This window comes from Leifsonia naganoensis (assembly GCF_013410615.1).
Classification (GTDB): Bacteria; Actinomycetota; Actinomycetes; order Actinomycetales; family Microbacteriaceae; genus Leifsonia; species Leifsonia aquatica.
On the sequence record NZ_JACCHJ010000001.1, the window covers coordinates 1,821,025 to 1,843,861 of the forward strand.

21 protein-coding genes and 1 pseudogene are annotated in these 22,837 nt (G+C 71.4%); 13 read left to right on the forward strand and 9 right to left on the reverse strand.

Annotated features, from left to right (window positions below):
- Positions 1–236 precede the first annotated feature (236 nt).
- The 4 genes and pseudogenes from HNR14_RS08845 to HNR14_RS08860 all read left to right on the forward strand — a co-directional run.
- Positions 237–1,385, forward strand: a pseudogene (locus tag HNR14_RS08845) (MFS transporter); the annotation flags it as partial.
- A gap of 107 nt (positions 1,386–1,492) precedes the next feature.
- Positions 1,493–2,380 carry a FliM/FliN family flagellar motor switch protein gene (locus HNR14_RS08850; RefSeq protein ID WP_179700733.1) on the forward strand — a complete coding sequence of 296 codons (888 nt, stop codon included), beginning with the start codon at positions 1,493–1,495 and terminating at the stop codon, positions 2,378–2,380.
- Positions 2,381–2,384: 4 nt separating this feature from the next.
- Positions 2,385–3,104: a flagellar motor switch protein FliN gene (gene fliN / locus HNR14_RS08855; RefSeq protein ID WP_179700734.1), complete on the forward strand. Its 720-nt coding sequence runs from the start codon at positions 2,385–2,387 to the stop codon at positions 3,102–3,104.
- 5 nt (positions 3,105–3,109) lie between these two features.
- The gene (locus tag HNR14_RS08860; RefSeq protein ID WP_179700735.1) at positions 3,110–3,775 is read left to right on the forward strand and encodes a hypothetical protein; all 666 of its coding nucleotides are present in this window, start codon (positions 3,110–3,112) and stop codon (positions 3,773–3,775) included.
- Here HNR14_RS08860 and HNR14_RS08865 read toward each other — a convergent pair.
- Positions 3,735–4,484, reverse strand: a complete 750-nt coding sequence (locus HNR14_RS08865) for a formylglycine-generating enzyme family protein (protein WP_179700736.1) — start codon at positions 4,482–4,484, stop codon at positions 3,735–3,737. The genes HNR14_RS08860 and HNR14_RS08865 overlap by 41 nt on opposite strands.
- Positions 4,485–4,693: 209 nt before the next feature.
- Between HNR14_RS08865 and fliO the strand changes: the two genes are divergently transcribed.
- From fliO to HNR14_RS08905, 8 genes are all read left to right on the forward strand, one after another.
- Positions 4,694–5,218: a flagellar biosynthetic protein FliO gene (fliO, locus tag HNR14_RS08870; RefSeq protein ID WP_179700737.1), complete on the forward strand. Its 525-nt coding sequence runs from the start codon at positions 4,694–4,696 to the stop codon at positions 5,216–5,218.
- Positions 5,179–6,093, forward strand: coding sequence for a flagellar type III secretion system pore protein FliP (gene fliP, locus HNR14_RS08875; protein ID WP_179700738.1), 915 nt, complete (start codon positions 5,179–5,181; stop codon positions 6,091–6,093). The genes fliO and fliP overlap by 40 nt, the downstream gene beginning before the upstream one ends.
- Entirely contained in the window at positions 6,093–6,368 is a 276-nt protein-coding gene (locus tag HNR14_RS08880; RefSeq protein ID WP_021758882.1) for a flagellar biosynthetic protein FliQ, read from the forward strand. The genes fliP and HNR14_RS08880 overlap by 1 nt, the downstream gene beginning before the upstream one ends.
- Positions 6,368–7,129, forward strand: coding sequence for a flagellar biosynthetic protein FliR (locus HNR14_RS08885; RefSeq protein WP_021758880.1), 762 nt, complete (start codon positions 6,368–6,370; stop codon positions 7,127–7,129). The genes HNR14_RS08880 and HNR14_RS08885 overlap by 1 nt, the downstream gene beginning before the upstream one ends.
- Positions 7,126–8,220: an EscU/YscU/HrcU family type III secretion system export apparatus switch protein gene (locus HNR14_RS08890; protein WP_179700739.1), complete on the forward strand. Its 1,095-nt coding sequence runs from the start codon at positions 7,126–7,128 to the stop codon at positions 8,218–8,220. Before HNR14_RS08885 ends, HNR14_RS08890 begins: the two co-directional genes overlap by 4 nt.
- Positions 8,217–10,274, forward strand: coding sequence for a flagellar biosynthesis protein FlhA (locus HNR14_RS08895; protein WP_179700740.1), 2,058 nt, complete (start codon positions 8,217–8,219; stop codon positions 10,272–10,274). Before HNR14_RS08890 ends, HNR14_RS08895 begins: the two co-directional genes overlap by 4 nt.
- The gene (locus HNR14_RS08900; RefSeq protein WP_179700741.1) at positions 10,252–10,950 is read left to right on the forward strand and encodes a hypothetical protein; all 699 of its coding nucleotides are present in this window, start codon (positions 10,252–10,254) and stop codon (positions 10,948–10,950) included. The genes HNR14_RS08895 and HNR14_RS08900 overlap by 23 nt, the downstream gene beginning before the upstream one ends.
- 92 nt (positions 10,951–11,042) lie before the next feature.
- On the forward strand, positions 11,043–11,279 hold the full coding sequence (locus HNR14_RS08905; protein ID WP_021763348.1) for a carbon storage regulator: 237 nt from the start codon (positions 11,043–11,045) through the stop codon (positions 11,277–11,279).
- 122 nt (positions 11,280–11,401) lie between these two features.
- Here the strand turns inward: HNR14_RS08905 and HNR14_RS08910 are convergent, their stop codons facing one another.
- Genes HNR14_RS08910 through HNR14_RS08930 form a run of 5 tightly spaced genes read right to left on the reverse strand, consistent with a single transcriptional unit; the run spans position 11,402 to position 18,378 of the window.
- On the reverse strand, positions 11,402–12,160 hold the full coding sequence (locus HNR14_RS08910; RefSeq protein WP_179700742.1) for an SDR family NAD(P)-dependent oxidoreductase: 759 nt from the start codon (positions 12,158–12,160) through the stop codon (positions 11,402–11,404).
- Positions 12,151–13,323: an ATP-NAD kinase family protein gene (locus tag HNR14_RS08915; RefSeq protein ID WP_179700743.1), complete on the reverse strand. Its 1,173-nt coding sequence runs from the start codon at positions 13,321–13,323 to the stop codon at positions 12,151–12,153. Before HNR14_RS08915 ends, HNR14_RS08910 begins: the two co-directional genes overlap by 10 nt.
- Positions 13,320–14,960, reverse strand: a complete 1,641-nt coding sequence (gene gcvPB, locus HNR14_RS08920; RefSeq protein ID WP_179700744.1) for an aminomethyl-transferring glycine dehydrogenase subunit GcvPB — start codon at positions 14,958–14,960, stop codon at positions 13,320–13,322. The genes HNR14_RS08915 and gcvPB overlap by 4 nt, the downstream gene beginning before the upstream one ends.
- On the reverse strand, positions 14,957–16,333 hold the full coding sequence (gcvPA, locus tag HNR14_RS08925) for an aminomethyl-transferring glycine dehydrogenase subunit GcvPA (protein ID WP_179700745.1): 1,377 nt from the start codon (positions 16,331–16,333) through the stop codon (positions 14,957–14,959). The genes gcvPB and gcvPA overlap by 4 nt, the downstream gene beginning before the upstream one ends.
- Positions 16,330–18,378: a beta-galactosidase gene (locus tag HNR14_RS08930; protein ID WP_179700746.1), complete on the reverse strand. Its 2,049-nt coding sequence runs from the start codon at positions 18,376–18,378 to the stop codon at positions 16,330–16,332. Before HNR14_RS08930 ends, gcvPA begins: the two co-directional genes overlap by 4 nt.
- 168 nt (positions 18,379–18,546) lie before the next feature.
- Here HNR14_RS08930 and HNR14_RS08935 point away from each other — a divergent pair, with 168 nt between their 5' ends.
- Complete coding sequence (locus HNR14_RS08935; protein ID WP_179700747.1) at positions 18,547–19,206, forward strand: GntR family transcriptional regulator; 660 nt, start codon at positions 18,547–18,549, stop codon at positions 19,204–19,206.
- 80 nt (positions 19,207–19,286) lie between these two features.
- Here HNR14_RS08935 and HNR14_RS08940 read toward each other — a convergent pair whose 3' ends face one another.
- The 3 genes from HNR14_RS08940 to HNR14_RS08950 are packed head-to-tail and all read right to left on the reverse strand — an operon-like array spanning position 19,287 to position 22,830.
- Entirely contained in the window at positions 19,287–20,978 is a 1,692-nt protein-coding gene (locus HNR14_RS08940) for an amylo-alpha-1,6-glucosidase (RefSeq protein ID WP_179700748.1), read from the reverse strand.
- Positions 20,975–21,868: a carbohydrate ABC transporter permease gene (locus HNR14_RS08945; RefSeq protein ID WP_179700749.1), complete on the reverse strand. Its 894-nt coding sequence runs from the start codon at positions 21,866–21,868 to the stop codon at positions 20,975–20,977. Before HNR14_RS08945 ends, HNR14_RS08940 begins: the two co-directional genes overlap by 4 nt.
- Entirely contained in the window at positions 21,865–22,830 is a 966-nt protein-coding gene (locus HNR14_RS08950; RefSeq protein ID WP_179700750.1) for an ABC transporter permease subunit, read from the reverse strand. Before HNR14_RS08950 ends, HNR14_RS08945 begins: the two co-directional genes overlap by 4 nt.
- Positions 22,831–22,837 lie beyond the last annotated feature (7 nt).

Below are 22,837 nucleotides of genomic sequence, written 5' to 3' on the forward strand. Positions count from 1 at the left end.
GGCGGAGGGGACGTCTGCGTTAGACCGACCGCCGCTCGGCGAGGTGAAATTCCTGGTCGAATCCGCGTGACAGAGCGTTGACGCTCTCAGTATTTCGGCGAATTTCCTGCAACGGGCACGTCGAGATTACGCAAAAGACGGGATTGTCTACTGGGGTGGCCGAGTTCAGATTCTACATTTGAAATGTCCGAGCCGCGGGCTCGGCGAGACGAAGGAGAAGGCCGTGCTCGGATCGAATGAAGCACTTCAGCGTGGCCTTTCGGCCTACCCCGTGTGTCAGATCAACCGCGTCGACGAACCGGTTTGCGAATCGGCATCGTTGGCCTCGAAGGCATCGGTCGAGGGCTCTCCCCGACCGTAGGTCAATACCGGACGGGGTGAAAAAGGGGACAGAAGGGGGGCGACATGACCTTGCGTTGTACGGCGGAGTTCTTGCGGACAGATACCGGCGAAAAACGATCGCGATCGCGACCTCATCCGCGCAGGTCCTCGTCGGATGTGGATTCGTCGTCGTTGCGAGCCTCAGCAATGAGATTTGGCCCATCTTCGCTCTCGTCACCATCCAAGCGAGCGTCGGCGCTCTCGGCGTCCCCGCCCGGCGTGCGTTGCTACGCGGGATTCTGCCACCATCTGATCTTCCGGCGGGACTCACACTCTATGGAGGCGCAGGCCAGCTCGCTCTGATCATCGGCCCGAGTTTGGGCGGTCTTGTAGCCGGGCTCGGGGCGGCAGGCATGTGCTTCGTGATCCAAGCAATCGGTGCAGTGCCCTCGCTCTACGCCGGACTACGGCTCCCTGCTGACGTACCTAGGCCTACGTTGCCGGCAGAGCGTCCACGACTTGCCCAGGGGATGAGGTTCGTGTGGGCCACCCCGGCAGTGCGCTCAGCACTCGCAATTGACGCCGTCCTCACGGTATTCGCACTCCCGACCGCACTCCTGCCTGCAATGAATTCGGAGTTGTTGGACGGGCGCCCAGAAACGCTCGGCCTCTTGATGTCGTGTTTGTCCGTGGGTGGGATAGCCGCGTCGGTTTTTTCCGGCCCGATCTCGAGCGCGAAGCGGCTGGGATACTGTTTGGTCGGGGCTGGAGCGGTGTGGGGACTCCTCGCCCTTCTCCTCGGCTTCTCAACGGACCCCGTCGTGTCTGCCGCCGTCCTCGTACTGATCGGCGCGGCCGACCTGGTCGCATCCGTCCTCGGGCAGTCGATCATCCAAATCTCAACGCCCGACGAATATCGCGGCCGAGTGTCGGGGATCGAGCATCTCGTGCAGATGGGAGGCCCGCAGCTGGGATCGATGCGGGCGGGATCGGTTGCCGCGGCGTTCGGATCCGCCGTATCGCTCGTGGTGGGCGGGGCAGTGGCGGTCGCTGGCCTGACGGTGCTGGTTCTGACGCACGCCGAAGCGATCAGACGCGTTCGTACCGACGAGGGCGCACGGGATGCGCACAGGCGCTAACGGCCGCCCCCGATCTGCCGATAGACCCTCTCGTGACCTCCCTGCCCGCTCCGACCGCTCCGCTCGCGTCCGAGGCGCCGGTGTACGACTTCCGGCGGCCGACCACACTGGCGCGGGAGCACTCGCGCGTGCTGGAGCTCGCCTTCGAGACCTTCGCGCGGCAGTGGGCGACGCAGCTGACCGCCAAGGTGCGCGTGCTCAGCCAGGTGACGTGCATGTCCGTGCAGATGCAGACGTACGACGAGTACGCGGCGTCGCTGCCGGCGACCACGGCCATGGTCCTGTGCGAGCTCGACGGGCTGGCGCCGAAGGGCGTGATCCAGTTCCCGACCGTCGCGGCACTCTCGTGGGTGAACGCGATGCTGGGCGGGACGGGCATCCCGGTCCCGAACGAGCGGACGTTCACCCAGATCGAGCACGCGCTCGTGCGGCGGCTGATGGACGACGCGCTCGAGGACCTCCGCTACTCCCTCGGGTCGCTGCTCGCGACGCCGATCGCCGTCGACGCCATCCAGTACAACTCCCAGTTCGCGCAGGCCGCGGCCACCGCTGAGCTGATGATCGTCGCCGCGTTCGAACTGCGCGTGGGCGAGAGCGTCGCCGAGGCGACCGTCGCCCTCCCCGCCGTCGTGCTCCTCCCGCAGCTCGGCGAGACGAACCCGACGCACAGCGCCGAGAACGCCCGCGAGCTGGTGGATGCGCAACTCGCGCGCGTCCCCGTCGACGTCTCCCTGCGGCTCACGCCGGCGAGCGTGAAGCCGAGCGTCGTGCTCGGCCTCGCGGTCGGCGACCTGCTGCCCCTACCGCATCCGCACCACCGACCGTTCGATCTCGCCGTCGGGGGACACCCCGTCGCCGGCGCCGCACTGGGTTCCAGCGGCTCCCGGCTGGCGTGCGTGATCGTGAAGACAGAGGACTGATCCGATGAACATGGCCACCGCATCCGGCGCCGCTCTCTCCCTCGCGCAGGCCCAGACGGCCGCCCAGGCGCTCGCGGGCGTGCTGCCGACCGGCGCGCCGCTGAGTCCGCTGCTCGAGACCGCGGGCGGCTTCGGCGGTCTGACCGGCTCGGCCGTGGTCGCCAGCTTCGTCGGCGCGTTCTCGGCCGACCTGGCGGTCGTGCTGCTCGAGGCCCCGACCCTGGTCGATGACGGAGCCGACGGCTCGCCGGTCGTCGCGCTGCAGGATGTGCTTCAGCCGGCCCTCGAGGCCGCGAGCGACACCCTCGGCGCCGGCGTGCTCGACGACGCCCGCGTGGAGGATGCGCAGGAGCTGTTCGGCGACGCCTCCACCACGGTCTTCGCCCTGCACGGCGCGAACGGCGTGGCCGGTTGGTTCGCGATCCGCGGACGCGCCCCGCTCGCCGACCGCACGCCCGACTCGTCCGCGATCTCGGGCAAGCTCGCCCGCATCAGCAACGTGGAGATGGCGCTCACGGTCGAGATCGGCCGTACCCGCATGGCCGTGCGCGACGTGCTCGCGATGGAGCCGGGCGCGGTCATCGAGCTCGACCGCTCCGCGGGGTCGCCCGCCGACGTGCTCCTGAACGGCCGCCTCATCGCGCACGGCGAGATCGTCGTCGTCGACCAGGACTACGCGGTGCGGATCACCAAGATCCTCGACGCGGCCGAAGAGCTGGACTAGGCACGATGCGGGTCTCGATCGTCGTCGCCGACGTCGGCAGAGAGGCCGCCACGATCCGTGACGCCTTCGCCGATCTCGCGGTCGGCGGCGGCCCCCACGAGGTCCGCGTCTCTCAACCCGCCCCGATTCGACTCGGGGAGGCCTTCGAAGCGACGAACGCGGCCGCGGCCGACCTGCTCATCGTCTCGGCTCACGGCGGGTACCACTGGGGCAAGTGCGACGGCGCATGGCGTCTCGGCCCGCGGCCGAGCTCATCCGATCGCTTCCCGGCCGAGCGGATCGACGGACTCCTCCCTCCGGCGTCCTTCGACGGGACGCTCCTCCTTCTCGCGTGCAGGCTTCGGCATCATGAGTTGCGTGCCGATCATCTCGGATCGATCGCCGAAGAGCAGGTCAGGAGTGTGCTCGGACCTCGGGGCCGCGCCTATCTCGTTGGTCACGAGCGCGCGGTCTACAACGCCCAGGCCCGCCGGATCGCGCTCCGGATCGCGGAGTCGCTGGCCACGTCCGGCCCGGAGGTTTCCGCGGCGGACATCGCGGCGGAGGCGATCGCCGCTGTTCCCCCGACCCGTTGGTGGCCGGAGTTCCAGCTGATCGCTGCCGAGGGCGCGCCGATCACGCCCGGAGCCGTCAGCGGCGCGGGGTCCAGCCGGGAGGCAGCGGGCCGGTGACGTCGGCGCGCTCGAGGTCGGCCGCGAGCGACCAGCCCTGCGCTGCTCCCTCGGCGTCGAAGCCGCCGCGCGCGACACGTAGGCCGACGTCCTCGTGCGTCGAACGCGGCGGGCCGCCGCGTCGGGTGGAGGCGCGCACACTCCACGCATCATCCGCGAAGCCGCCGCCGCGGAACACCCGGTAGTCGTCGTAACGGGCGGGATCGAGCTGGTCCCAGCACCACTCCCACGCGTTGCCAAGCGTGTCGAAGAGGCCGTTCAGGTTCGGGAGGCGGCCGCCCACGTCCGCGGGTGCCGAGAGGCCGTCGGCGCTCGTCCACGCGACCTCGGCCAGCGGCCCGTAGTGCGCGCCGGTCGAGCCGGCGCGGCACGCGAACTCCCACTCGGCCTCGGTCGGGAGGCGGAAGCCGTCGGCATCCACGTGCCAGGTCACGTCCTCCCCGTCGAACGAGTACGCGGGGTCGAGCCCCTCCCACTCCGACGCGGCGTTGCAGAACCGCACGGCGCGCACCCAGCTCACCCCGGTCACTGGACGGCGGGGATGCGCGGACGGTAGCCCGAGGAGCTCGGCCGCCTGCTCCTCCGTCACCGCGAAGACGCCGATCTCGAACGGCTCGAGCTCGACGCTCCAGCGCTGCTTGCGCCGGGCGTCGTGCAGCGTGACCGTGCCGCCGGCGATCTGCGCCATCTCGATGTCCGTGCCGCTCATCCCGCCAGCCTCCCACGCCCGCGCTGTCGCCCGCTTCCCCGTGTCGGCCCCGAGATTTGTGACGAATGTCGACTTACGGCGCCGCTTTCCCGACATTTGTGCCAAATCTCGGGGTGGGGAGGTGCCTAACGGGTGCGGGAGGTCGGCCGATAGTGCGCTGCGTGACCCTCCGCCGCCCCTCCCTGTCGAACGACGTGGAGGAGTAGGCCGTGGAGACCGTCTTCATCGCTCTGCGGGTGCTCGTCGTGCTCGCCGTGATCGTGCTGGTGCTCTGGTACGTGCAGCGGCGCGTGACGAAGGGCCGCGGCGCCTCCCGGCGCACCAACGCGGTGAACGTCGTGGGGCGTCAGGGCATCGGCCCGAAGGCGTCCGTCGTGGTGGTGGATGTGGACGGCAACCGGTTCGTCCTCGGCGTCACCGAGCGACAGGTCAGCGTGCTGCACACGGGGGAGCGCCCGCACGACGCGGACGTGCGCCCCCTGCGGCCCGTGCGCAAAACGTTCGCCAAGGAGCTCCCGGGTGCGGCGGAGTCCGCGCCGGAGGCGACGGGCACCACCAGCGCGACCAGTTCCACCAGCTCCACCAGCAAGGCCAGCAGTACAGACTCCAGGCAGGATGCCGACTTCCTCACGGCGCAGGGACGCGCCTCGCTCTTCGACGAGGCACTCAAAGGCTCGATCCTGTCCCCGGCTACATGGCGGCAGGCGAGTTCGGCGGTGCGGCCCAAGAAGTGACGGCCGCCGCCGACGCGCGCGCCCTGCGCCCGCGTCCCGTGCCCGGTGAGGCGGTCCGTCGGGCATCGCGCCTCCCGCGCATCCTGGTCGCCGTGCTGCTCGTCGCGCTGATCGCCGCCGCCTTCCTGCTGCTGAACGCCGCCACCGCGCACGCCGAGCCGACGCCGGTCCCGACCCCGAACGGACCGAGCGGCCCCGGCGGGACGGGCGGCATCACCGTCGACATCAACGGCCCGAACGGCACCCCGAGCGCGGCCATCCTGACCCTGCTCGGCATCACCGTGCTGTCGGTCGCGCCGGCGCTGCTGCTGATGATGTCGTCGTTCACGAAGATCTTCGTGGTGCTCGCCATCACCCGCAACGCGCTCGCGCTGCCCTCCATCCCGCCGAACCAGGTGCTCGCCGGCCTCGCGCTGTTCCTGAGCCTGTTCATCATGAGCCCGGTGCTGGTCGACATCAACAACCTCGCGGTGCAGCCCTACCTGGCCGGTCACATCGACTTCACGGCGGCGGTGCACGCGGCGGAGGCGCCGCTGCGCGGGTTCATGGCCGCGCACACCCGCGAGGAGGACATCGCGCTGATGACGCGCGCCGCCGGGCGGCCGAACCCCGAGAACGCGGCGTCCGTCCCGATGCTGACGCTCATCCCGGCGTTCATGATCTCGGAGCTGCGGGCCGCGTTCATCATCGGCTTCGTGATCTTCGTGCCGTTCCTCGTGATCGACATGGTCGTCTCGGCGGCGCTGATGTCGATGGGCATGATGATGCTGCCGCCGGTGATGATCTCGCTGCCGTTCAAGATCCTGCTGTTCGTGCTGGTCGACGGCTGGGGCCTCATCGTCACGAGCCTGATCACGAGCTACCGGGGCGGCTGATGAACGCCAACGCCGTCCTCGACATCGCCATGCAGGGCCTCCTGGTCACGGCGAAGCTCGCCGCGCCCATCGTGGTGACGGCGCTCGTCGTGGGCTTCGCGATCTCGCTGATCCAGTCGATCACGCAGATCCAGGAGGTCACGCTCTCGTTCGTGCCGAAGGCCGCGGCGGTCGCCATCGCGCTGCTCGTGTGCGGCCAGTGGATGATCGCGGAGCTGATCAGCTTCACCAACATGCTCTTCGAGAAGATCCCGTCCCTGCTCGGCGGTGGCTGATGTACATCCCCATCGACCTGGCGTCGATCGAGGCGGTGGCGCTGGCGTCGCTGCGGATGGTCGCGTTCCTGGTGATCGCCCCGCCGTTCTCGTACAACGGCTTCCCGGCGCAGGTGAAGGGGATGCTGGCGATCGGTCTCGCGATCGCGGTCGCCCCGCGCGTGGGCGCCGGCTACCAGTCCGGTGACACCGGCGCGTTCCTGCTCGACATGGTGCGGGAGCTGGCGGTCGGCGCGACGCTCGGCTTCCTGGTGTTCCTGGTCTTCTCGGCGATCCAGTCGGCGGGCAGCTTCATCGACCTGTTCGGAGGCTTCCAGCTGGCGCAGGCGTTCGACCCGCAGGCGATGATCAACGGCGCGCAGTTCACGCGCCTGTTCCAGCTGACCGCACTGGCCCTGCTGTTCGCCTCCGGCGGCTACCAACTGATCATCGGCGGGCTGGTGCGCACGTTCGACGCGATCCCGCTCGCGGGCGGCTTCGATCTGGCCGACCCGGCGAAGGAGATGGTCACCGGGGTGACCCAGATGTTCCTCGCGGCCCTGCAGATCGCGGGGCCGCTGATCGTCGTGCTGTTCCTCGCCGACGTGGGCCTCGGCCTCCTGACCCGCGTGGCGCCCGCGCTCAACGCGTTCGCGCTCGGCTTCCCGCTGAAGATCATGCTGACCGTCGTGCTGTCGGGCATCGTCGTCGTCGCCCTGCCGGGCGTCGTCTCCGGGCTGACCGACACCGCGGTCAAGACGATCCTGGGGGTGACGCGGTGAGCGACGCCCAGGAACGCACCGAGCAGGCGACCGAGAAGCGGATGAAGGAGGCCCGCGAGAAGGGCCGCCTCGGCAAGTCCAACGACCTCACCGCGTGGGTGGGGGTCGGTGCGGCCGCCGTCATGCTGCCGTTCACCATCCAGCTCGGCACGAACGCCGCGGTCGACCAGATGTACACGGTGCGCTCGGTGATCGAGTCGCCCGACCCGGCGAAGGCCGTCGCCGCGCTCGGGGCCGGGCTCGCCAGCATCCTCCCCACCATCGGGGCGCTGCTCGCCGTCGCCGCGATCGCGATCATCGGCGCGGCCGCGGCGCAGGGCGGCGTGCACCTCAAGAAGCTCGAGGGCAAGTACGAGCAGTTCAACATCGTCACCGGCATCGGCCGGGTGTTCGGGATGCGCGCCCTCTGGGAGGGGGCGAAGACCCTCCTCAAGTCCGCGGTCGTCGGCATCGGCCTCTACCTCGTCGTGCAGGGCCTCATGCCCGTGCTGCTGATGGCCGGCAGCCTGTCGCTGTCGTCGCTGCTGGAGGCGGCACAGGCGGGGGCGACCGGCCTCCTGCAGGCGGCGATCGGCGCGGGCCTCGTGCTCGCCGCGCTCGACGTGCTCGTCGTGATGCGCCGCAACCGCAAGCAGACGCGCATGACCAAGCGCGAGGTGCGCGACGAGAACAAGAACTCGGACGGCGACCCGCTGATCCGGTCGCAGCGCCGCGCGCGGCAGCTCGCGATGAGCCGCAACCGGATGATCTCGGCGATCGGGAGTTCGGATGTCGTGCTCGTGAACCCCACCCACATCGCCATCGCGATCAAGTACGAGCCCGGCAAGTCCGCGCCGCGCGTCGTCGCGAAGGGTGCAGGCGTCATCGCCCAGCGCATCCGCGAGAAGGCGGAGGAGGAGCGCGTGCCGATCGTCAAGGACATCCCCCTCGCCCGGGCCCTCCACGCCGGCTGCAAGCTCGGCGACGAGATCCCGGTCGAGCTCTACAACTCGGTGGCGCGCGTGCTCGCGTTCGTCATGTCGCTGAAGTCCCGCGGCGCCGCCACCGGCATCCACACGATGACCCCCACCCCGCTAGGAGGGCTCACATGAAGTCGAGCAACGGACTCGGTGCCAAGGTCGCCGTGCCGATCGGCGTCGTCGGCATCATCATGCTGCTGGTGGTCCCCGTGCCCGCCTGGCTGCTGGACACCCTGATCATCGTGAACATCATGCTCGCGCTGGTCATCCTGCTGACCACGATGTTCGCGAAGAAGCCGCTCGACTTCTCCGTCTTCCCGTCGCTGCTGCTCGTCGCGACGCTGTTCCGGCTCGGCCTCAACGTCGCGTCGACCCGCCTGGTGCTGGGCGACGGGTTCGCCGGCCAGGTCATCCAGGCGTTCGGTCACGTGGCCGTGGGCGGATCGATCATCATCGGCGCGGTCGTGTTCCTCATCCTGGTCGTCATCCAGTTCATCGTGGTGACGAAGGGCGCCGAGCGCGTGGCCGAGGTGGGCGCGCGCTTCACCCTCGACGCGATGCCGGGCAAGCAGATGGCGATCGACGCCGACCTCAACGCCGGGCTGATCACCGAGGAGCAGGCCAGGCAGCGCCGCGCGGAGGTCTCGGCCGAAGCGGACTTCTACGGCGCGATGGACGGCGCGAGCAAGTTCGTCAAGGGCGACGCGATCGCGGGCATCCTGATCATCATCATCAACGTGGTCGGCGGCATCGCGATCGGCATGATCCAGCGCGGGATGGAGATCGGCGACGCCGTCAACACCTACACGCTGCTGACCATCGGCGACGGCCTCGTCACGCAGATCCCGGCCCTGCTCATGGCCGTCTCGACCGGCATGATCGTGACCCGCTCCAACGCCGAGAGCGACATCGGCACGACCGCGAGCGGGCAGCTCAGCCAGTCGCGCAACGCGCTGACGATCGCGGGATGCGCGGCGATCGTGATGGCGCTCATCCCGGGCATGCCGCCCATCCCGTTCGTGCTGGTCGGGGCGTTCCTCATCCTCGCCGCCCAGCGGATCAAGACCCGCCAGGCGGAGCAGAAGAAGGTGGAGGCGGCCAAGAAGGCCGTGGCCACCGCCGGCACGGGCGAGACCACGGACGACCTGATGGACCAGATGCGCGTCCACGCGCTCGAGATCACCCTCGCGCCCGACCTGGTCGACATCGTCAGCGGAGCCTCCGACGACCTGCTCGCCCGCGTGCGGGCGCTGCGGCGCAAGATCGCCCTCGAGCTGGGCGTGATCGTGCCGCCGGTGCGCACGCGCGACTCGGCCGAGCTGCCGCCCTCCACCTACGTCATCAAGATCGCCGGCGTGGAGGCGGGGCGCGGCCAGGCGCCGTCGGGCCGGGTGCTCGCGCTCGGCGACGCGCTCGACTCCCTCCCGGGCACCCCGACCATCGAGCCGGTGTTCGGCCTCCCGGCCAAGTGGATCCCGAGCGAGATGCGGCACAGCGCCGAGCTCGGCGGTGCGACCGTGATCGACCGCGTCTCGGTGCTCATCACCCACCTGTCGTCGATCATCACGGCCAATGCCGGGCGCCTGCTCACCCGGGAGGACGTGCGCCAGCTCACCGAGGGCGTCAAGCAGGTCAACCCCTCGGCGGTGGAGGAGCTCGTCCCCGGCCTGCTGTCGCTCGCCGAGGTGCAGCGGGTGCTGCAGGGGCTGCTGGCCGAGCAGGTGCCGATCAACGACCTCCCGCGCATCCTGGAGGCGCTCGCGCTGCGGGCGAAGGTCTCGAACGATCCGGAGGGGCTGATCGAGGCCGCCCGGTCGGCGCTCGGGCCCGCGGTCGTCGCGCCGCATCTCGACGGCGACGTGCTGCGCCTCATCATGATCGACCCCGGCCTGGAGCAGTCGATGCTCGAGGGGCTGCGGCCGTCGGAGCTCGGCACGCAGATCGTGCTCGACCCGGCCCGCCTGGAGGCCGTGATGTCCTCCGTGAAGCAGACCGCCGGCCAGCTCGACGACCTGGGCGTGTCGGCGGTGCTCGTGTGCGCGCCCGCGCTGCGACCCGCCATCCGCCGGCTCGTCGCGGGGCAGCTCAGCGGGCTGGCCGTGCTCTCGTACCAGGAGGTGACGGCCGTGCAGGCGAACATCGAGACCGTCGGGGTGGTGAGAGGTGCCGAGTCGATCGCGGCCTGAGTGGCTGGGGCCCGAGACCGACGACATCACGCCGGCCGTCTCGACGTCGTCGCACGCGTTCCAGGCGATCCTCGACGACCTCGTGCGGACCCTGGATGCGCCGGTGGGGCCGGCGGGGCAGGCCGTGGATGGCGCTGGTGGCGCGGCTGTCGCGGGCGCTCCGTCGGCTGACGACGCCCCTTCCCCGACGGGACCCGGCTCAGGGGCGTCACCGTCGGCGTCGCCATCGGCTGACGACGCCGCGCTCGCGGGGCCGCCTCCCGCGCGCCTGCAGGGCAAAGGGGACCTCACGATCGTCGTCGGGTTCGGCAGCGATGCCCGGGAGGCCGCCCGCATCCTGGCCGAGGGCGCGGACGCCGCCGTGCATCCCGTCGCCGACCGCCGTGCCGCCCTGGCCGCGCGGGCCGAGGGTGTGCGTCGCGGCTGCGCGATCGTCGCGCCCGTCGAGCTGGATGCGGTGGACGCGGTGGCGGCGCTCGCCGCGGACCTCGCCTCCATCGCCCCCGACCAGGTCTGGGTCGCGGTCGACGTCTCCCGCCGCCCCGACGACACGCGCCGCTGGGTCGGCGAGGTGGATGCGGTGCTCGCCGTCGACGGCATCGCCGCCACCGGCGCCCGGCGCACCGCGGGCCCGCACGGCCTCGCCGCTCTGGCCCGCCCCGTCCTCTGGCTCTGAGTTTCCCGAGGGGTGAGTAGTTGCGGGTATTCGGGGGCCGATACCCGCAACAACTCACCCCTCGGCGGCCGGTCCCCGGCTAGGCTGAACCAATGCTGGTATTGACGCGCAAGCCGGGTGAGCGGGTGCTCATCGGCGACGACATCGTCGTGACCATCCTCGACGCGCGCGGCGACGGCATCCGGATCGGGATCGACGCCCCGCGGGGCATCCGCATCCAGCGCGACGAGGTCGTCAAGGCCGTCACCGAGGCCAACCAGGAGGCCACCGAGCAGGCCGCCGGCACCGCCGACCCCGAGGCGCTCATCAAGAAGTCGCTCGGCCTCTGAGGGCCGCCACTCGCCCGGCCACCTGACCAGACGCAACACGCCCTTCTCCGCGCCGTTTCAGGGCGGAAAAGGGCGTGTCGTGACGTCTCAGCGCCGACGGGGGCGGTGAGGTGAGGACAGGGCTAGGCGATGCCGCCGCCGTCGACGACGAGGGCGGAGCCCGTGACGTACGACGACTCGTCGCTCGCGAGCCACACGACGGCGGCCGCGATCTCGGTCGGCTCGCCCATGCGGCCCAGCGGCCGGTCGGCGGCGTCGGCGAGGAAGGCGCCCGCCTCCTGGCCGAGCTGGCGGGCCTCGTCGCGCAGCATCCCGGTGTTCACGTCGCCCGGGTTGACGGAGTTGACGCGAATGCCCTGCGGGCCGTGGTCGATCGCGAGGGCGCGGGTCATGTTGACGACGGCGCCCTTGGACGCGCAGTACGAGATGGCCTGGCCGCCGCCCTTGAGCCCCCAGCCGCTGCCGGTGTTGATGATGGAGCCCTTGCCCGTCGCCGCCATGACCGGGACGACGTGCTTGCACATGAGGAAGATGCCGCGCACGTTGACGCCGAACACGCGGTCCCACTCCTCGACGGTGGTCTCGACGGCGGTGGTGCGGCGGATGATGCCCGCGTTGTTGAAGGCGATGTCGAGACCGCCGAACGCGTCGACGGCGGTGGCGACCGCGCGCTCGACGTCGGCCTCGGCGGAGACGTCGGCCGCGATGGCGACGGCCTCCCCGCCCGCGGCGCGGATCTCGGCGGCGACGGCCTCCGCGGCGTCCTGCTGCAGGTCGACGACCGCGACGCGGGCGCCTTCGGCGGCGAGGGCGAGGGAGGTGGCGCGGCCGATGCCGCCCGCTCCTCCGGTGACGATGGCGGACTTGCCGGCTAGACGCATTCGGGATCTCCTTCGATGGGGGCCGCGGTGGCGGCACTGACAGGGTAGATGCTCGCCGTGGCGGGTCCGGTGACCACCGTGAGGTGGCCGGCCAGCCGTGCGTCGAGCGCGGGGTCGCCGGTGTCGACCAGCAGGGGCCGGCCGGCGAGGTCGATGAGTTTCTGCTCGGTGGCGACCACGAGCAGGGGATGCGGCCCGAGCGCCGCGACGACGCGCGGCGAGAGCTGCTGGTTGCCGCGGCCGAGCACGAAGCCCTGGCCGCCGATGACGGTGACGACGGCCTGCGCGGGGCGTCCGTCGATCGCTGCCAGTGCCTGGTCGGCGGTGACGTCGCGGGCGACCAGGCGGCCGTCCTCGACGACGTCGACGCCGAGCGGGGTGGTGTCGAGGCCGAGCACCCGGCCGAGCTCGGCCGTGGTGCCGCCCGGGCCGAGCAGGTAGCGCACGCCCGGGAGCATGCGCGAAGCGGCGCCGGTCGCGGCGCGGTGCACGGCCTCCCGCTCGCTCGCGGGGGTGGCGGCCTTGCGCGCCTGGGTGCGGCCGGGAGCGGACGGGACGGGCACGAGGGCGAAGAGCCGCGGGTCCGGGCGGCCCGCGCGCATGCGCTCCTCGTCCAGGTCCAGCACCTCGGCCTCCACGGTCGGCAGCGCGCCGTCGGTCCAGGAGGCCGCGAGAGCACCGGCGGCGGCCGGGCTGACCGCGAAACACCCCGAGTACATCTTCACGCCGGCCGGGATGCCGAGCACCGGGACGCCCGACGGGAGGCCGCGCGCGACATCCCGGGCCGTGCCGTCGCCGCCCGCGAAGAGCACGAGCGTCGCTCCCGCGCCGTGCAGGGCGGCAGCGGCGCGCGCCGTGTCGTCTGCCGAGGTGGAGGTGGAGGTGGAGGTGGAAGTGGAGCTGGAGGGAGAGCCGTAGACGACCCGAGCGACGAGCCCCGCCTCCCTCACTGCGTCCTCGCCCATCGCCCCCGCCGCCGTGAGCACCTCGGCCCCGGGATGCGCGGCCGCGAGCACGCGCAGCGCGTCCACGGCCCGCGACGACGCCCGCGGACGGCCTCCGCGGCGCAGCGCCTCCCGCTGCACCGCGGCGCCATCGCTTCCGGCCAGACCCGCGGGCCCGCCGATCCCCGCGAGCGGGTTCACGACGAGCCCGACGCTCATGCGGCGGCGCCCTCCGAGACGGGCGCATCGACCGAGTCCGCGCCGGCCGCCGAACCCGCGCCCGCGCCCGCGCCTGCACCGAAGTACTTGCGCTGGTACGCGCGCCACGTGACCGCCCACCGCTCCGGATCGTCCAGGTCGTCGTGGTGGGTGTGGTGCACGGTCTGGTTGTGCGGGGCGGTGCGCACGACATCCGGGGTCTCGCGCGCCTCGCGCGCCACCTCGGCGAGCACGGTCGCGTATTCATCGAGCTCGGCCATCGAGTACGACTCGGTCGGCTCGAGGGTGAAGGGCTGTGGCACGACGTACGGGTGGTGGCTGGTCCAGTAGTGCATCCCGAAGTCGGCGGCGCGGATGCCGATCTCCTCCGAGGTGATCCCGGTCTCCTCGAACAGCTCCTGCCACGAGTAGCGCACCTGCTCGATGCGGCAGCGGCCGGTCGCGTAGGGGGCGCTCGCACCCGGGATCTCCAGGATGCGCTTCATCAGATAGTTGTTGTTGAGCACCGCGGTCTCGGCCACGGCCCGCAGCCCGGGCGCGCCGAGCGCGCGGATCCACGCGTAGGTGCGCACGATGTTCGGGATGACGCCGTAGAAGGGCGCGACCGACCCGATCGACTGCGGCCGATCGCCGTCGAGCACGTACCGGTCGCCGACCTTCTCGACCACCGGTCCGGGCAGGAACGGCACCAGCGCCTCCGACACCGCGTTGGCGCCTGAGCCCGGGCCGCCGCAGCCGTGCGGGGTGCCGAACGTCTTGTGCAGGTTGAAGTGGCACACGTCGAAGCCGGCGTCGCGGGCGCGGGTGATGCCGAGGATGCCGTTGGCGTTCGCCTGGTCGTACGACGCGAGCGCGCCGACCGAGTGCGCCAGGTCGACCCACTCGCGGATGCGGGGGTTGTAGATGCCCGTGTCCTCGGGGTTGGTGACCATGATGGCGGCCGTGCGGGGCGAGATGGCCGCGCGGAGGGCCTCCACGTCGGGGTAGCCGTCGGCGTCGGGGAAGATCGTGATGACCTTGTAGCCCGCCATCTTCGCCGCGGCCGCGTTGGAGGGGTGCGAGAAGATCGTGGTGATCACCTCGTCCCGCTGCTCGCCCTCGCCGCGGGAGGCGTGGTACGCGCGGATCATGGAGATGTTGGCCCAGATCGCCTCGGAGCCGCCGCTGGTCTGCAGCGAGACGCGGCTCATCCCGGAGATCTCGGCGAGCATGCGCTCCGTGCGCCAGACGATCTCGAGCACGCCCTGCGCCGACTCCGTGTCCTGGAGCGGGTGCAGGTCGGTGAGGTCGGGGGTGCGGATGATCGCCTCGTTGACCTTCGGCGCGTACTTCATCGTGCAGGTGCCCTGACCCACGTCGACGTTGAGGTCGGCGCCGAGGTTCTCCTGGCTGAGCCGCAGGTAGTGCTTGAGCACGCGCATCTGGCCGATCTCGGGCAGCGCGGGCGCGACGGGGCGGCGGAGGGAGGCGGGAAGCGCCGCGACCACGTCGCCGACGGCCTCCTGCACCCCGGCCTCCACGCGGGACGGGACCACGCCGCGCTCACCGGCGGCGTGCAGCTCGAAGACGATCGGCTCGTCCCAGCGCGCCTGGTGGAACCGGCGCAGGGCGGGCTTGGGGGCGATGGGCAGGCTCATCGGTGCGTCTCCTCGAGGGCGGTGCGGACGGCCGCGGTCAGGTCGTCGATGTCGGTCTGGGTGTTCTGCTCGGTCACGCAGACGAGCAGGCGGGTGTCGTCGAGCGCGAGCCCGGGCTCGAAGCCGCGGGCGCGCAGGGCGGCGACGAGCGTCGGTGCTGTGAGGGACGCCGCGCTCAGGTCGAGCACGAACTCGCGCAGGTGCACGGCTCCGTCGGCGTCGCGCACGCCGGGCAGCGCGGTCAGGGCGCCGCGGGCGTACGCCGTGCGGGCGAGGAGGGTCTCGCCCAGTTCGGCCATGCCCTGCGGTCCCATCAGGGAGAGGTACACGCCGGCGGCGATGCCCCAGAGCGCGGCGGCCGTGCCGACCCACTCCTTCCCCTCCTCGCGCAGCGCGAAGGAGGTGCGGTCGTAGGCGACGTCGCCGAAGCCGTACTCGCCGGGCACGTCGGTGGAGGCCAGCCCGAACAGGCGCGACGGCATCTCCATGATGAGGCGCGGGTCGTCGGCGACGGCGATGAAGCCGGCGTGCGCTCCGCCGTACCAGGGGTGCAGGCCGAGCGACTGGATGTCGCCGTGCAGGATGTCGGCGCCCGCGTCGGCGGGGGAGGCCAGCACGCCGAGCCCGATCGGGTCGGTGCCCGCGACGAGCAGGGCTCCCGCCGCGTGCGCGGCGTCGGCCAGCTCGGCGATCGCGGTCTCGAGCGCGCCGTGGAAGCTGGGGGTCTCGATCCACACGGCCGCGGTGTCCGGGCCGATGAGCGCGCTCGCCGCGGCCACGTCGGCGACGCCGTCCGCGGTCGGTACGACGACGAGGTCGGCGATCGGGCGCACGTAGTCGCGCACCTTGCTGAGCTTGTCGGGGTGGGCGTCACTGACCAGCAGGATGCCGCGGCGCCCGGTGATGCGGGTCGCCATGGCCAGTGCGGTCGCGGCCGCCTGGTAGCCGTCGTAGGTGGGCACGTTCACGACGTCGGTGTTCAGCAGCTCGCCCATCAGCGACTGGTACTCGAACAGCGCCTGGAAGCGTCCGTGGTCCTCGTACGGCTCTCCCGCGTACGCGGTGAGGAACTCGCTGCGGTTGATCACCTCGTCGACGACGGCGGGCACCGCGTGGTTGTACGTGCCGGCGCCGAGGAAGAGGCGGCCCGGCTCGACCGCGCGGTTGCGGCGCAGCAGGCCGCTCACGTGGCGGGCGAGGTCCTGCTCCGCGATCAGCGGCTCCGGGAGGTCGAGGTCGCGGCCGAGCCGCAGGTCGGCCGGGACGTCCGCGTAGAACTCGTCGACGCTCGCCGCGTCGACGGCGTCGAGCATCGCCTGACGCGACGCGGGCGCCGTGTTCGGCACGTACGGATGGACGAAGGGGTGGGTCATGCTGGCCTCTCAGTGTTCGCAGGGCGGTTCGCGGGATGCGCGACCACGGCGACGCCGAACGCGTCGAGCGGCAGTCCGGCCCCGGCGTCGACGCCGGTGAGCAGGTCGGTGCCGCCCGGGATGCGCGGCGCGGTCCGCGCCTCCCGGCCGTGGTTGAGCACGAAGGTGTAGTCGGTGGCCCCGTCGGTGCGGGTGACGATCTCGAGCGCGGTGTCGGGCTCCCGGATGGCGACGCCCGCGGCGGTGAAGACCGCGGACAGCACGGCACGCATCCCCTGCTCGTCGAGGCCGGCGGCGAGATACCAGGCGGCGCCGGCGCCGTGAGCGCGGCGGGTGAGGGCGGGGAGCGCGGCGAGGTCGCCGTCGGCGAAGCGCGCCAGCACCTCGGTGCCGTCGGCCGCCTCGATCCACTCGCCCCACACGCGGGTCGAGTGCACGCGGCCGCCGAGCTCGACGATGCGCTGGCCGCCGTCGGCGAGCGGCCACCACTCGTCCACCTCGATGCCGAGGAGGTCGCGCAACGGTCCGGGGGCGCCGCCCTCGTGCACCTGCTCGCGGTGGTCGACGACGCCGGAGAACGGCCCGACGACGAGCTGGCCGCCGGCCGCGACGAACGCGTCCAGCGCCTCCGCCTGCTCCGCCGTCGCCGCGTAGAGATTGGGGACGAGCAGCACGCGGTGGTCGCCGAACGGGCCGGCGGCGCGAGCGACGTCCACCGGCTGCCCGAGGGCGAACGCGGCCGCGTGCCAGGCGCGCGCCTCCATCAGCCAGTCCAGGCGCTGCGATGGCATCGACTCGGTCTGCGTGACGCCCCACCAGGAGTCCCAGTCGGCCACGAGCGCGACCTCCGCACGCACGCGGCTGCCGCGCACCGGCTCCAGCCGCCGCAGCTCGGCGCCGAGCGCCTTCGTCTCGCGCCAGGTGCGGCTGCGCTCGCCGCGGTGGCCGAGCATCGCCGAGTGGAACTTCTCGGGGCCGAACTTCGCCTGCCGCCACTGGAAGAACAACACGCCGTCCGACCCGTGCGCGACGGCCTGCAGGCTGCCGAGCCGCATCTGGCCGGGCGCCTTGGGCACGTTGACGTCGCGCCAGCTGACCGCGCTGGGCGCCTGCTCGAGCAGCAGCCAGGGGCGGCCGTCCTTGAGGCTGCGCATCAGCCCGTAGTTGAGCGCGGCGCCGACGTGGGCGCGGGCGTCCGCGGGGTCGGGATATGCGTCGTCGGTCACGAGGTCCTCGGCGTCGGCGAAGCGCCAGTAGTCCAGCTCGCGGAAGAGGCCCATGAAGTTGGTGGTGACGGCGATCTCGGGCGTGACCTCCCGCAGCACGTCGACCTCGGACTGGAACAGCTCCAGGAGGGCGTCCGACGAGAACCGCTCGAAGTCCACGACCTCGGCCGGGTTGATCGGGCCGGTGGCCGTGCGGGGCGGCTCGATCTGGTCGAAGCTCAGGTAGTTCTGGCCCCAGCAGCTCGTGCCCCAGGCCTCGTTGAGTCCCGCGATGCTGCCGTAGCGCGCCTCCAGCCAGCGGCGGAAGTGCCGCGCCGACTCCGGGCACCAGCATCGCGCCACGTGGTCGCCGTACTCGTTCGAGACGTGCCAGAGTGCGAGCGCGGGATGCTCGCCGTAGCGCTCCGCGAGGGCGCGCGTCAGCCGCAGCGCCGCCTCCCGGAACACCGCGGAGCTCGGGCAGTACGACTGCCGCGAGCCGAACTCGAGGCGCACGCCGTCCGCGTTCCAGGGCAGCACCTCGGGGTGCTCGCGCACCAGCCACGCGGGCGGTGTCGCGGTCGCCGTGGCGAGGTCGATCTTGATCCCGTGCTCCCAGAGCAGGTCGATCACGCGATCGAGTCCCGCGAAGTCCCAGACGCCGGGCTCCGGCTCCAGCAGCGGCCAGGAGAAGACCGGCAGGGTGACCAGGTTCACCCCGGCCTCCACCATCAGGCGCGCGTCCTCGGCCCAGACCTCTTCCGGCCACTGGTCGGGGTTGTAGTCGCCGCCGTAGGCGAGCGCGTCGAGCCGGATGTTCCGGGGCGCGGGGATCGTCATCGGTCTCCTTCAACGGTGTCGTGCGGGTTCGTACGGGGGTCCAGGCGGGGCGGCGTGTCTTGTGCCGGCTTCGTGTGGACTGTATTCTGTATACAGTAACGCTAGAGCGATCGCCGCGACGGGTCAACCCCTAAGCTGGCGACCACGAGTCCGGCCGGGAGGGGTCACATGGCGATCGAACGCAAGAACCTGCGTTCCCAGGTGCGCGAGGAACTCATCGCGCGCATGCGCGCAGGGGACGTTCGCCCGGGGGAGAGCATCAACGAGGTCCAGCTCGCCGCCGAACTCGGCGTCAGCCGCACCCCGCTGCGGGAGGCCCTGATCGCCCTCGAGAGCGAGGGCCAGATCGAGAGCGAGAACGGCAAGGGCTTCCGCTTCGTGCCGCTCAGCGCGCGCGAGTTCGAAGAGCTCTGCCCCATCATCGTGACCCTGGAGGGCCTCGCCCTCGACCTCTCGCCGATCGACGAGCTCGCCGCTCTCGGCACGCGCCTCGGCGGCCTCGCCGCCGACTTCTCGGACGACGTCGCCCAGCACGCCGTCGTCAACCGCAAGGACGACGAGTGGCACAACCTCATGCTGAGCGCCTGCACCAACCGCAAGCTCCTGGAACAGATCGCCCAGGTGCGCAGCGCCATCCACCGCTACGAGTCCCTGCTCGTCGGCGGGGAGGTGCTCGTCGAGCGCTCCGCCGCCGAGCACGCGATCATCGCCCAGCACCTCGTCGAGCGCGACGTGCCCGCCGCGAAGGCGGCCCTCGCCGAGAACTGGACCAATGGCATGCGCCGCCTGCTCGCCGACGCCGGCATCAAATGGGAGCGCCTGGCCTGACCCGCGCGAGCGACCGTGAACAGTCGCAACACGCCCTTTTCCGTGCCGTTTCAGGTCGGAAAAGGGCGTGTCTCGCCTTGTCACGCGCCCGCGACAGCCGACGACGAGACCTGCACCGCGAGGTCCACGAACAGCGCCGCGGACCAGCCGAAGGCGGTCGTCGCGGTTCGTGCCTTCTCGCCCGTCGCCGGGTTGAAGTACTCGTGGGGGCCTCCGCCGTGCTGCACGAGCCGGAGGGTCTGCTCGATCAGCGCGCGCGACCGGTCGGCGTGGCCGGAGACGGCCAGCCCCTCGGCGAGCAGCGCGTTGACGTTGACCCACACCGGGCCGCGCCACATCCGCTCGTCCGAGTAGTCCGGATCCCGTCGCGCCACGGTGGGCACGGTCCAGGTCGTCGCGAATCGCGCGGGGTCGTCGAGGGCCGCGAGGATGCCGGCGACGTAGCGTCCGGGCAGCCGGCCGGTGAGCAGCGGCAGGAGGGAGACGACGGCCTCCGCCTCGACCGGCTTCCCCGCCCCCGAGGAGCGGAAGAACCCGGCGGACTCGTCCCACATCCCCTCCAGCAGCTCGAGCGTGCGGGAGGCGCGCGCGGCGAAGCGCTCGGCGCCGGCCGTGTCTCCCACGCTCCGGGCCCGCGCCGCGAGCAGGTCGTCCTGCAGGATCAGGTAGGCCGCGAGGTCGGGGGAGGCCACCGGCAGCTCGGCGTCGAAGACCGGGCTGTCGTCGAGGCCGGACGAGTAGGGGTGGCCGTACTCGGGCATCCCGTCGCCGTCGAGGTCGGAGTGCGCGAACCACCACTCCTGGCTCCGCGCGACCGTCTTCCAGGCGGCGTCGAACCAGGCCGGGTCGTCGACCAGACCCTCCAGGCGGCGGAGCGCCCACGCGGCCAGCGGCGGCTTCGTGAGCGGGATCGGCGCGGACGGATCGGCGATGGCCGAGCCGGCGCGGCGCAGGTTGTCGCGGTCGCCGGGCGGGAGGTCGTCGCTGGAGGCCAGCAAGCCCTCGTCGTGCACGACATCCGGCAGCTGGCCGTCGGCGGTCGGGAACGCGAAGGCGAGCTCCAGCTGCTCGCGGGCGAGCTCGGGGTCGCCGTGACGGAGGCCGGAGGCGATGAAGTACGCATCCCACTGCCAGAGTCCGACGTACCCGATCTTGGAGGGCACGACGGCGCGGGCGCCGCGGCCGGGCAGCGACACGATGTTGGCGCCGAGCACCCACCAGCAGAAGGCGGTCATGTCGGCGAGGTCGTCGCGCACGGCCGGCGTGCGCGCGAACCACTCCTCCCACACGTGCGCCGTCGCCTCCAGCGCCGCCCGATGCCCGCGAGCACAGGAAAAGGGCTCGATCTGGGCCGTGAACCGCGCACTTTTCCTGTGCTCGGCGGCTGCGGGGGCCAGCGCGATGCGGATGGGAGCCGACGTGCGAAGGGCGGGCGCGTGCGGCAGGTCGAGCTCGACCGCCCAGTCCGTCGTCCCGTCGCCGCCGAGGCTGAGCGCGTCCGGGCCGTCGAAGGTCAGCGTGAAGCCCGCCTCCCCGAACTCGATGCGATCGGGATGCACGGCGCTGACCGGCGCGACGCGTCCGTCCGCGCCGGTCACGCGCAGGGTGCGCACCAGCACGCAGTCGTCCAGGCGACGCTCGTACTCGGCCACCCGCACCGTCACCCCGCCCTCGGCGCGCATCACGAGGAGGCGCGATCCCGGGAAGGTGAACGGTGCCGACTCCAGGTCGAGGAACGGCGAGACCCGCGCGCCAGCAGCCGCGACGCTCATCGCCCGCCCAGCCCCGACGCGGCCATCGAGTTCAGGATGCGGCGCTGACCGATCACGAACGCGATCAGCATCGGGATGGTCGCGATGGCCGACGCCGCCATGATTAGCCCGTAGTTGACCGAGCCGTACTGGCCGCGGAAGCTCTGCAGCAGCAGCGGCACCGTGAAGAGGTCCTGCGAGTTGAGGATGACGAGCGGCAGCAGGAAGTTGTTCCAGGTGCTCAGCGCAACGATGATCGCGAGCGCGCCGAGGCCGGGCTTCAGGTTCGGGAGGATGATGCTCCAGAAGATGCGCCAGCGGCCCGCGCCGTCGACGAGTGCGGCCTCCTCCAGCTCGCGCGGCAGCGACAGCACGAACTGGCGCATGAGGAAAACCGCGAACGGGTTCGCGAGCGCCGCCGGCACGATCAGCGCGAGGTGCGAGTCCACCCACCCCAGCTTCGCCATGAGGAAGTAGAAGGGGATGAGCGTCACCTGCATCGGGATCATCTGCGTCGCCAGGAACAGCACGAACAGCACCTTGCTGCCCCGGAACGGGATGCGCGCGAAGGCGTACCCGGCCATGGCGGCGGTGACGAGGGTGCCGACGACGACGAGCACGGCGATGTAGATCGTGTTCCAGTACGCCTGACCGAACGGCACGTCGCTCCACGCGTCGGCGTAGTTCTGCAGGGTGAAGGGATGCGGCCAGACGCTCAGCGGGTCGTTCAGCAGCTGCGGCAGCGACTTGAACGAGGTGATCAGCATCCAGAGGAAGGGGAACACCATCGCGAGGCCGCCGAGCAGCAGGACGACGTGCAGCAACGCCTTGCGGGTGCGGGAGGCTGCGCGGCCCGGGTGCGCGTCGGCCGTGCGAGCAGGGGAGTCGGTGGGGACCGTTGCGGTGGTCATGCGGCATCATCCTCGTAGTGGACGAACTTCTTCTGGGCGGCGAACTGGATGCCCGTGATCACGAGGGTGATGACCAGCAGGATGATCGACGCGGCGGAGGCCGGGCCGAACTGGAACTTGCCGAAGCCCAGATCGTAGATGTGGTAGACGATCGTGCGGGTCGCGTTGTCCGGTCCCGCGTTCGCGGTGAGGATGAACACGGTGTCGAAGGTCTGCAGCGAGCTGATGAAGGCGATCACCGTCGAGAAGAAGATGATCGGCGACAGCAGCGGCAGCCGCACGCGGAAGAACAGGGTGATCGCTCCGGCGCCGTCGAGCCGCGCCGCCTCGATCACGGCCGGTGAGATGTTCTGCAGGCCGGCCAGGAAGATGATCACGTTCAGGCCGACGGACGACCAGATGGTCACGATGCAGACGGCGATGAGCGCGAGGTGCGGGTCGCCCAGCCAGTCCGGCGGCGCGATGTGGAACACGTTCGCGATGAAGCCGCTCAGCACGCCGTCCTTGCGGAACAGCTGCTGCCAGATCATCGCCACGGCGACCGACGAGGTGACGACGGGCGCGAAGAACAGGATGAGGTAGAGCGTGCGCGTCTTCAGCTTCTCCAGCGCCACCGCCAGCACCACGGCCAGGCCGAGCCCGATCGGCACGGTGATGAGGGCGATGAGGAGGGTGTTGACGATCGACCGGCCGAAGAGCGGGTCGCTCAGCTCGGTGCGGAAGTTGTCGAAGCCGACCCAGCTGAGGTCGTTGAGGCCGTCCCACTGCGCGAACGCCAGCACGAGGCTGGCGATGAACGGCACGACCACGAAGAGGGCCATCCCGAGCAGCTGCGGGCCCACGAACACGTAGCCCCACCGGCGGTCGCGACGCCGCCAGGCGGGCTCCTTGCGGAGCCCGCCCGGCGTCGCGGGAGGGGTCTGGGCCTCGGGGGCGACCAGTGCTTCCCTGACTGCGCTCACGTCCGAT

Coding starts and splice junctions, on each gene's coding strand:
- HNR14_RS08905 (WP_021763348.1), top strand. CDS start 11,043: ATGCTGGTATTGACGCGCAAGCCGGGTGAGCGGGTGCTCATCGGCGAC.
- gcvPA (WP_179700745.1), bottom strand. CDS start 16,333: ATGACCCACCCCTTCGTCCATCCGTACGTGCCGAACACGGCGCCCGCG.
- fliN (WP_179700734.1), top strand. CDS start 2,385: ATGAACATGGCCACCGCATCCGGCGCCGCTCTCTCCCTCGCGCAGGCC.
- HNR14_RS08935 (WP_179700747.1), top strand. CDS start 18,547: ATGGCGATCGAACGCAAGAACCTGCGTTCCCAGGTGCGCGAGGAACTC.
- HNR14_RS08865 (WP_179700736.1), bottom strand. CDS start 4,484: ATGAGCGGCACGGACATCGAGATGGCGCAGATCGCCGGCGGCACGGTC.
- HNR14_RS08940 (WP_179700748.1), bottom strand. CDS start 20,978: ATGAGCGTCGCGGCTGCTGGCGCGCGGGTCTCGCCGTTCCTCGACCTG.
- gcvPB (WP_179700744.1), bottom strand. CDS start 14,960: ATGAGCCTGCCCATCGCCCCCAAGCCCGCCCTGCGCCGGTTCCACCAG.
- HNR14_RS08860 (WP_179700735.1), top strand. CDS start 3,110: ATGCGGGTCTCGATCGTCGTCGCCGACGTCGGCAGAGAGGCCGCCACG.
- HNR14_RS08880 (WP_021758882.1), top strand. CDS start 6,093: ATGAACGCCAACGCCGTCCTCGACATCGCCATGCAGGGCCTCCTGGTC.
- HNR14_RS08885 (WP_021758880.1), top strand. CDS start 6,368: ATGTACATCCCCATCGACCTGGCGTCGATCGAGGCGGTGGCGCTGGCG.
- HNR14_RS08945 (WP_179700749.1), bottom strand. CDS start 21,868: ATGACCACCGCAACGGTCCCCACCGACTCCCCTGCTCGCACGGCCGAC.
- HNR14_RS08915 (WP_179700743.1), bottom strand. CDS start 13,323: ATGAGCGTCGGGCTCGTCGTGAACCCGCTCGCGGGGATCGGCGGGCCC.
- HNR14_RS08895 (WP_179700740.1), top strand. CDS start 8,217: ATGAAGTCGAGCAACGGACTCGGTGCCAAGGTCGCCGTGCCGATCGGC.
- HNR14_RS08930 (WP_179700746.1), bottom strand. CDS start 18,378: ATGACGATCCCCGCGCCCCGGAACATCCGGCTCGACGCGCTCGCCTAC.
- HNR14_RS08910 (WP_179700742.1), bottom strand. CDS start 12,160: ATGCGTCTAGCCGGCAAGTCCGCCATCGTCACCGGAGGAGCGGGCGGC.
- fliP (WP_179700738.1), top strand. CDS start 5,179: ATGGCGGCAGGCGAGTTCGGCGGTGCGGCCCAAGAAGTGACGGCCGCC.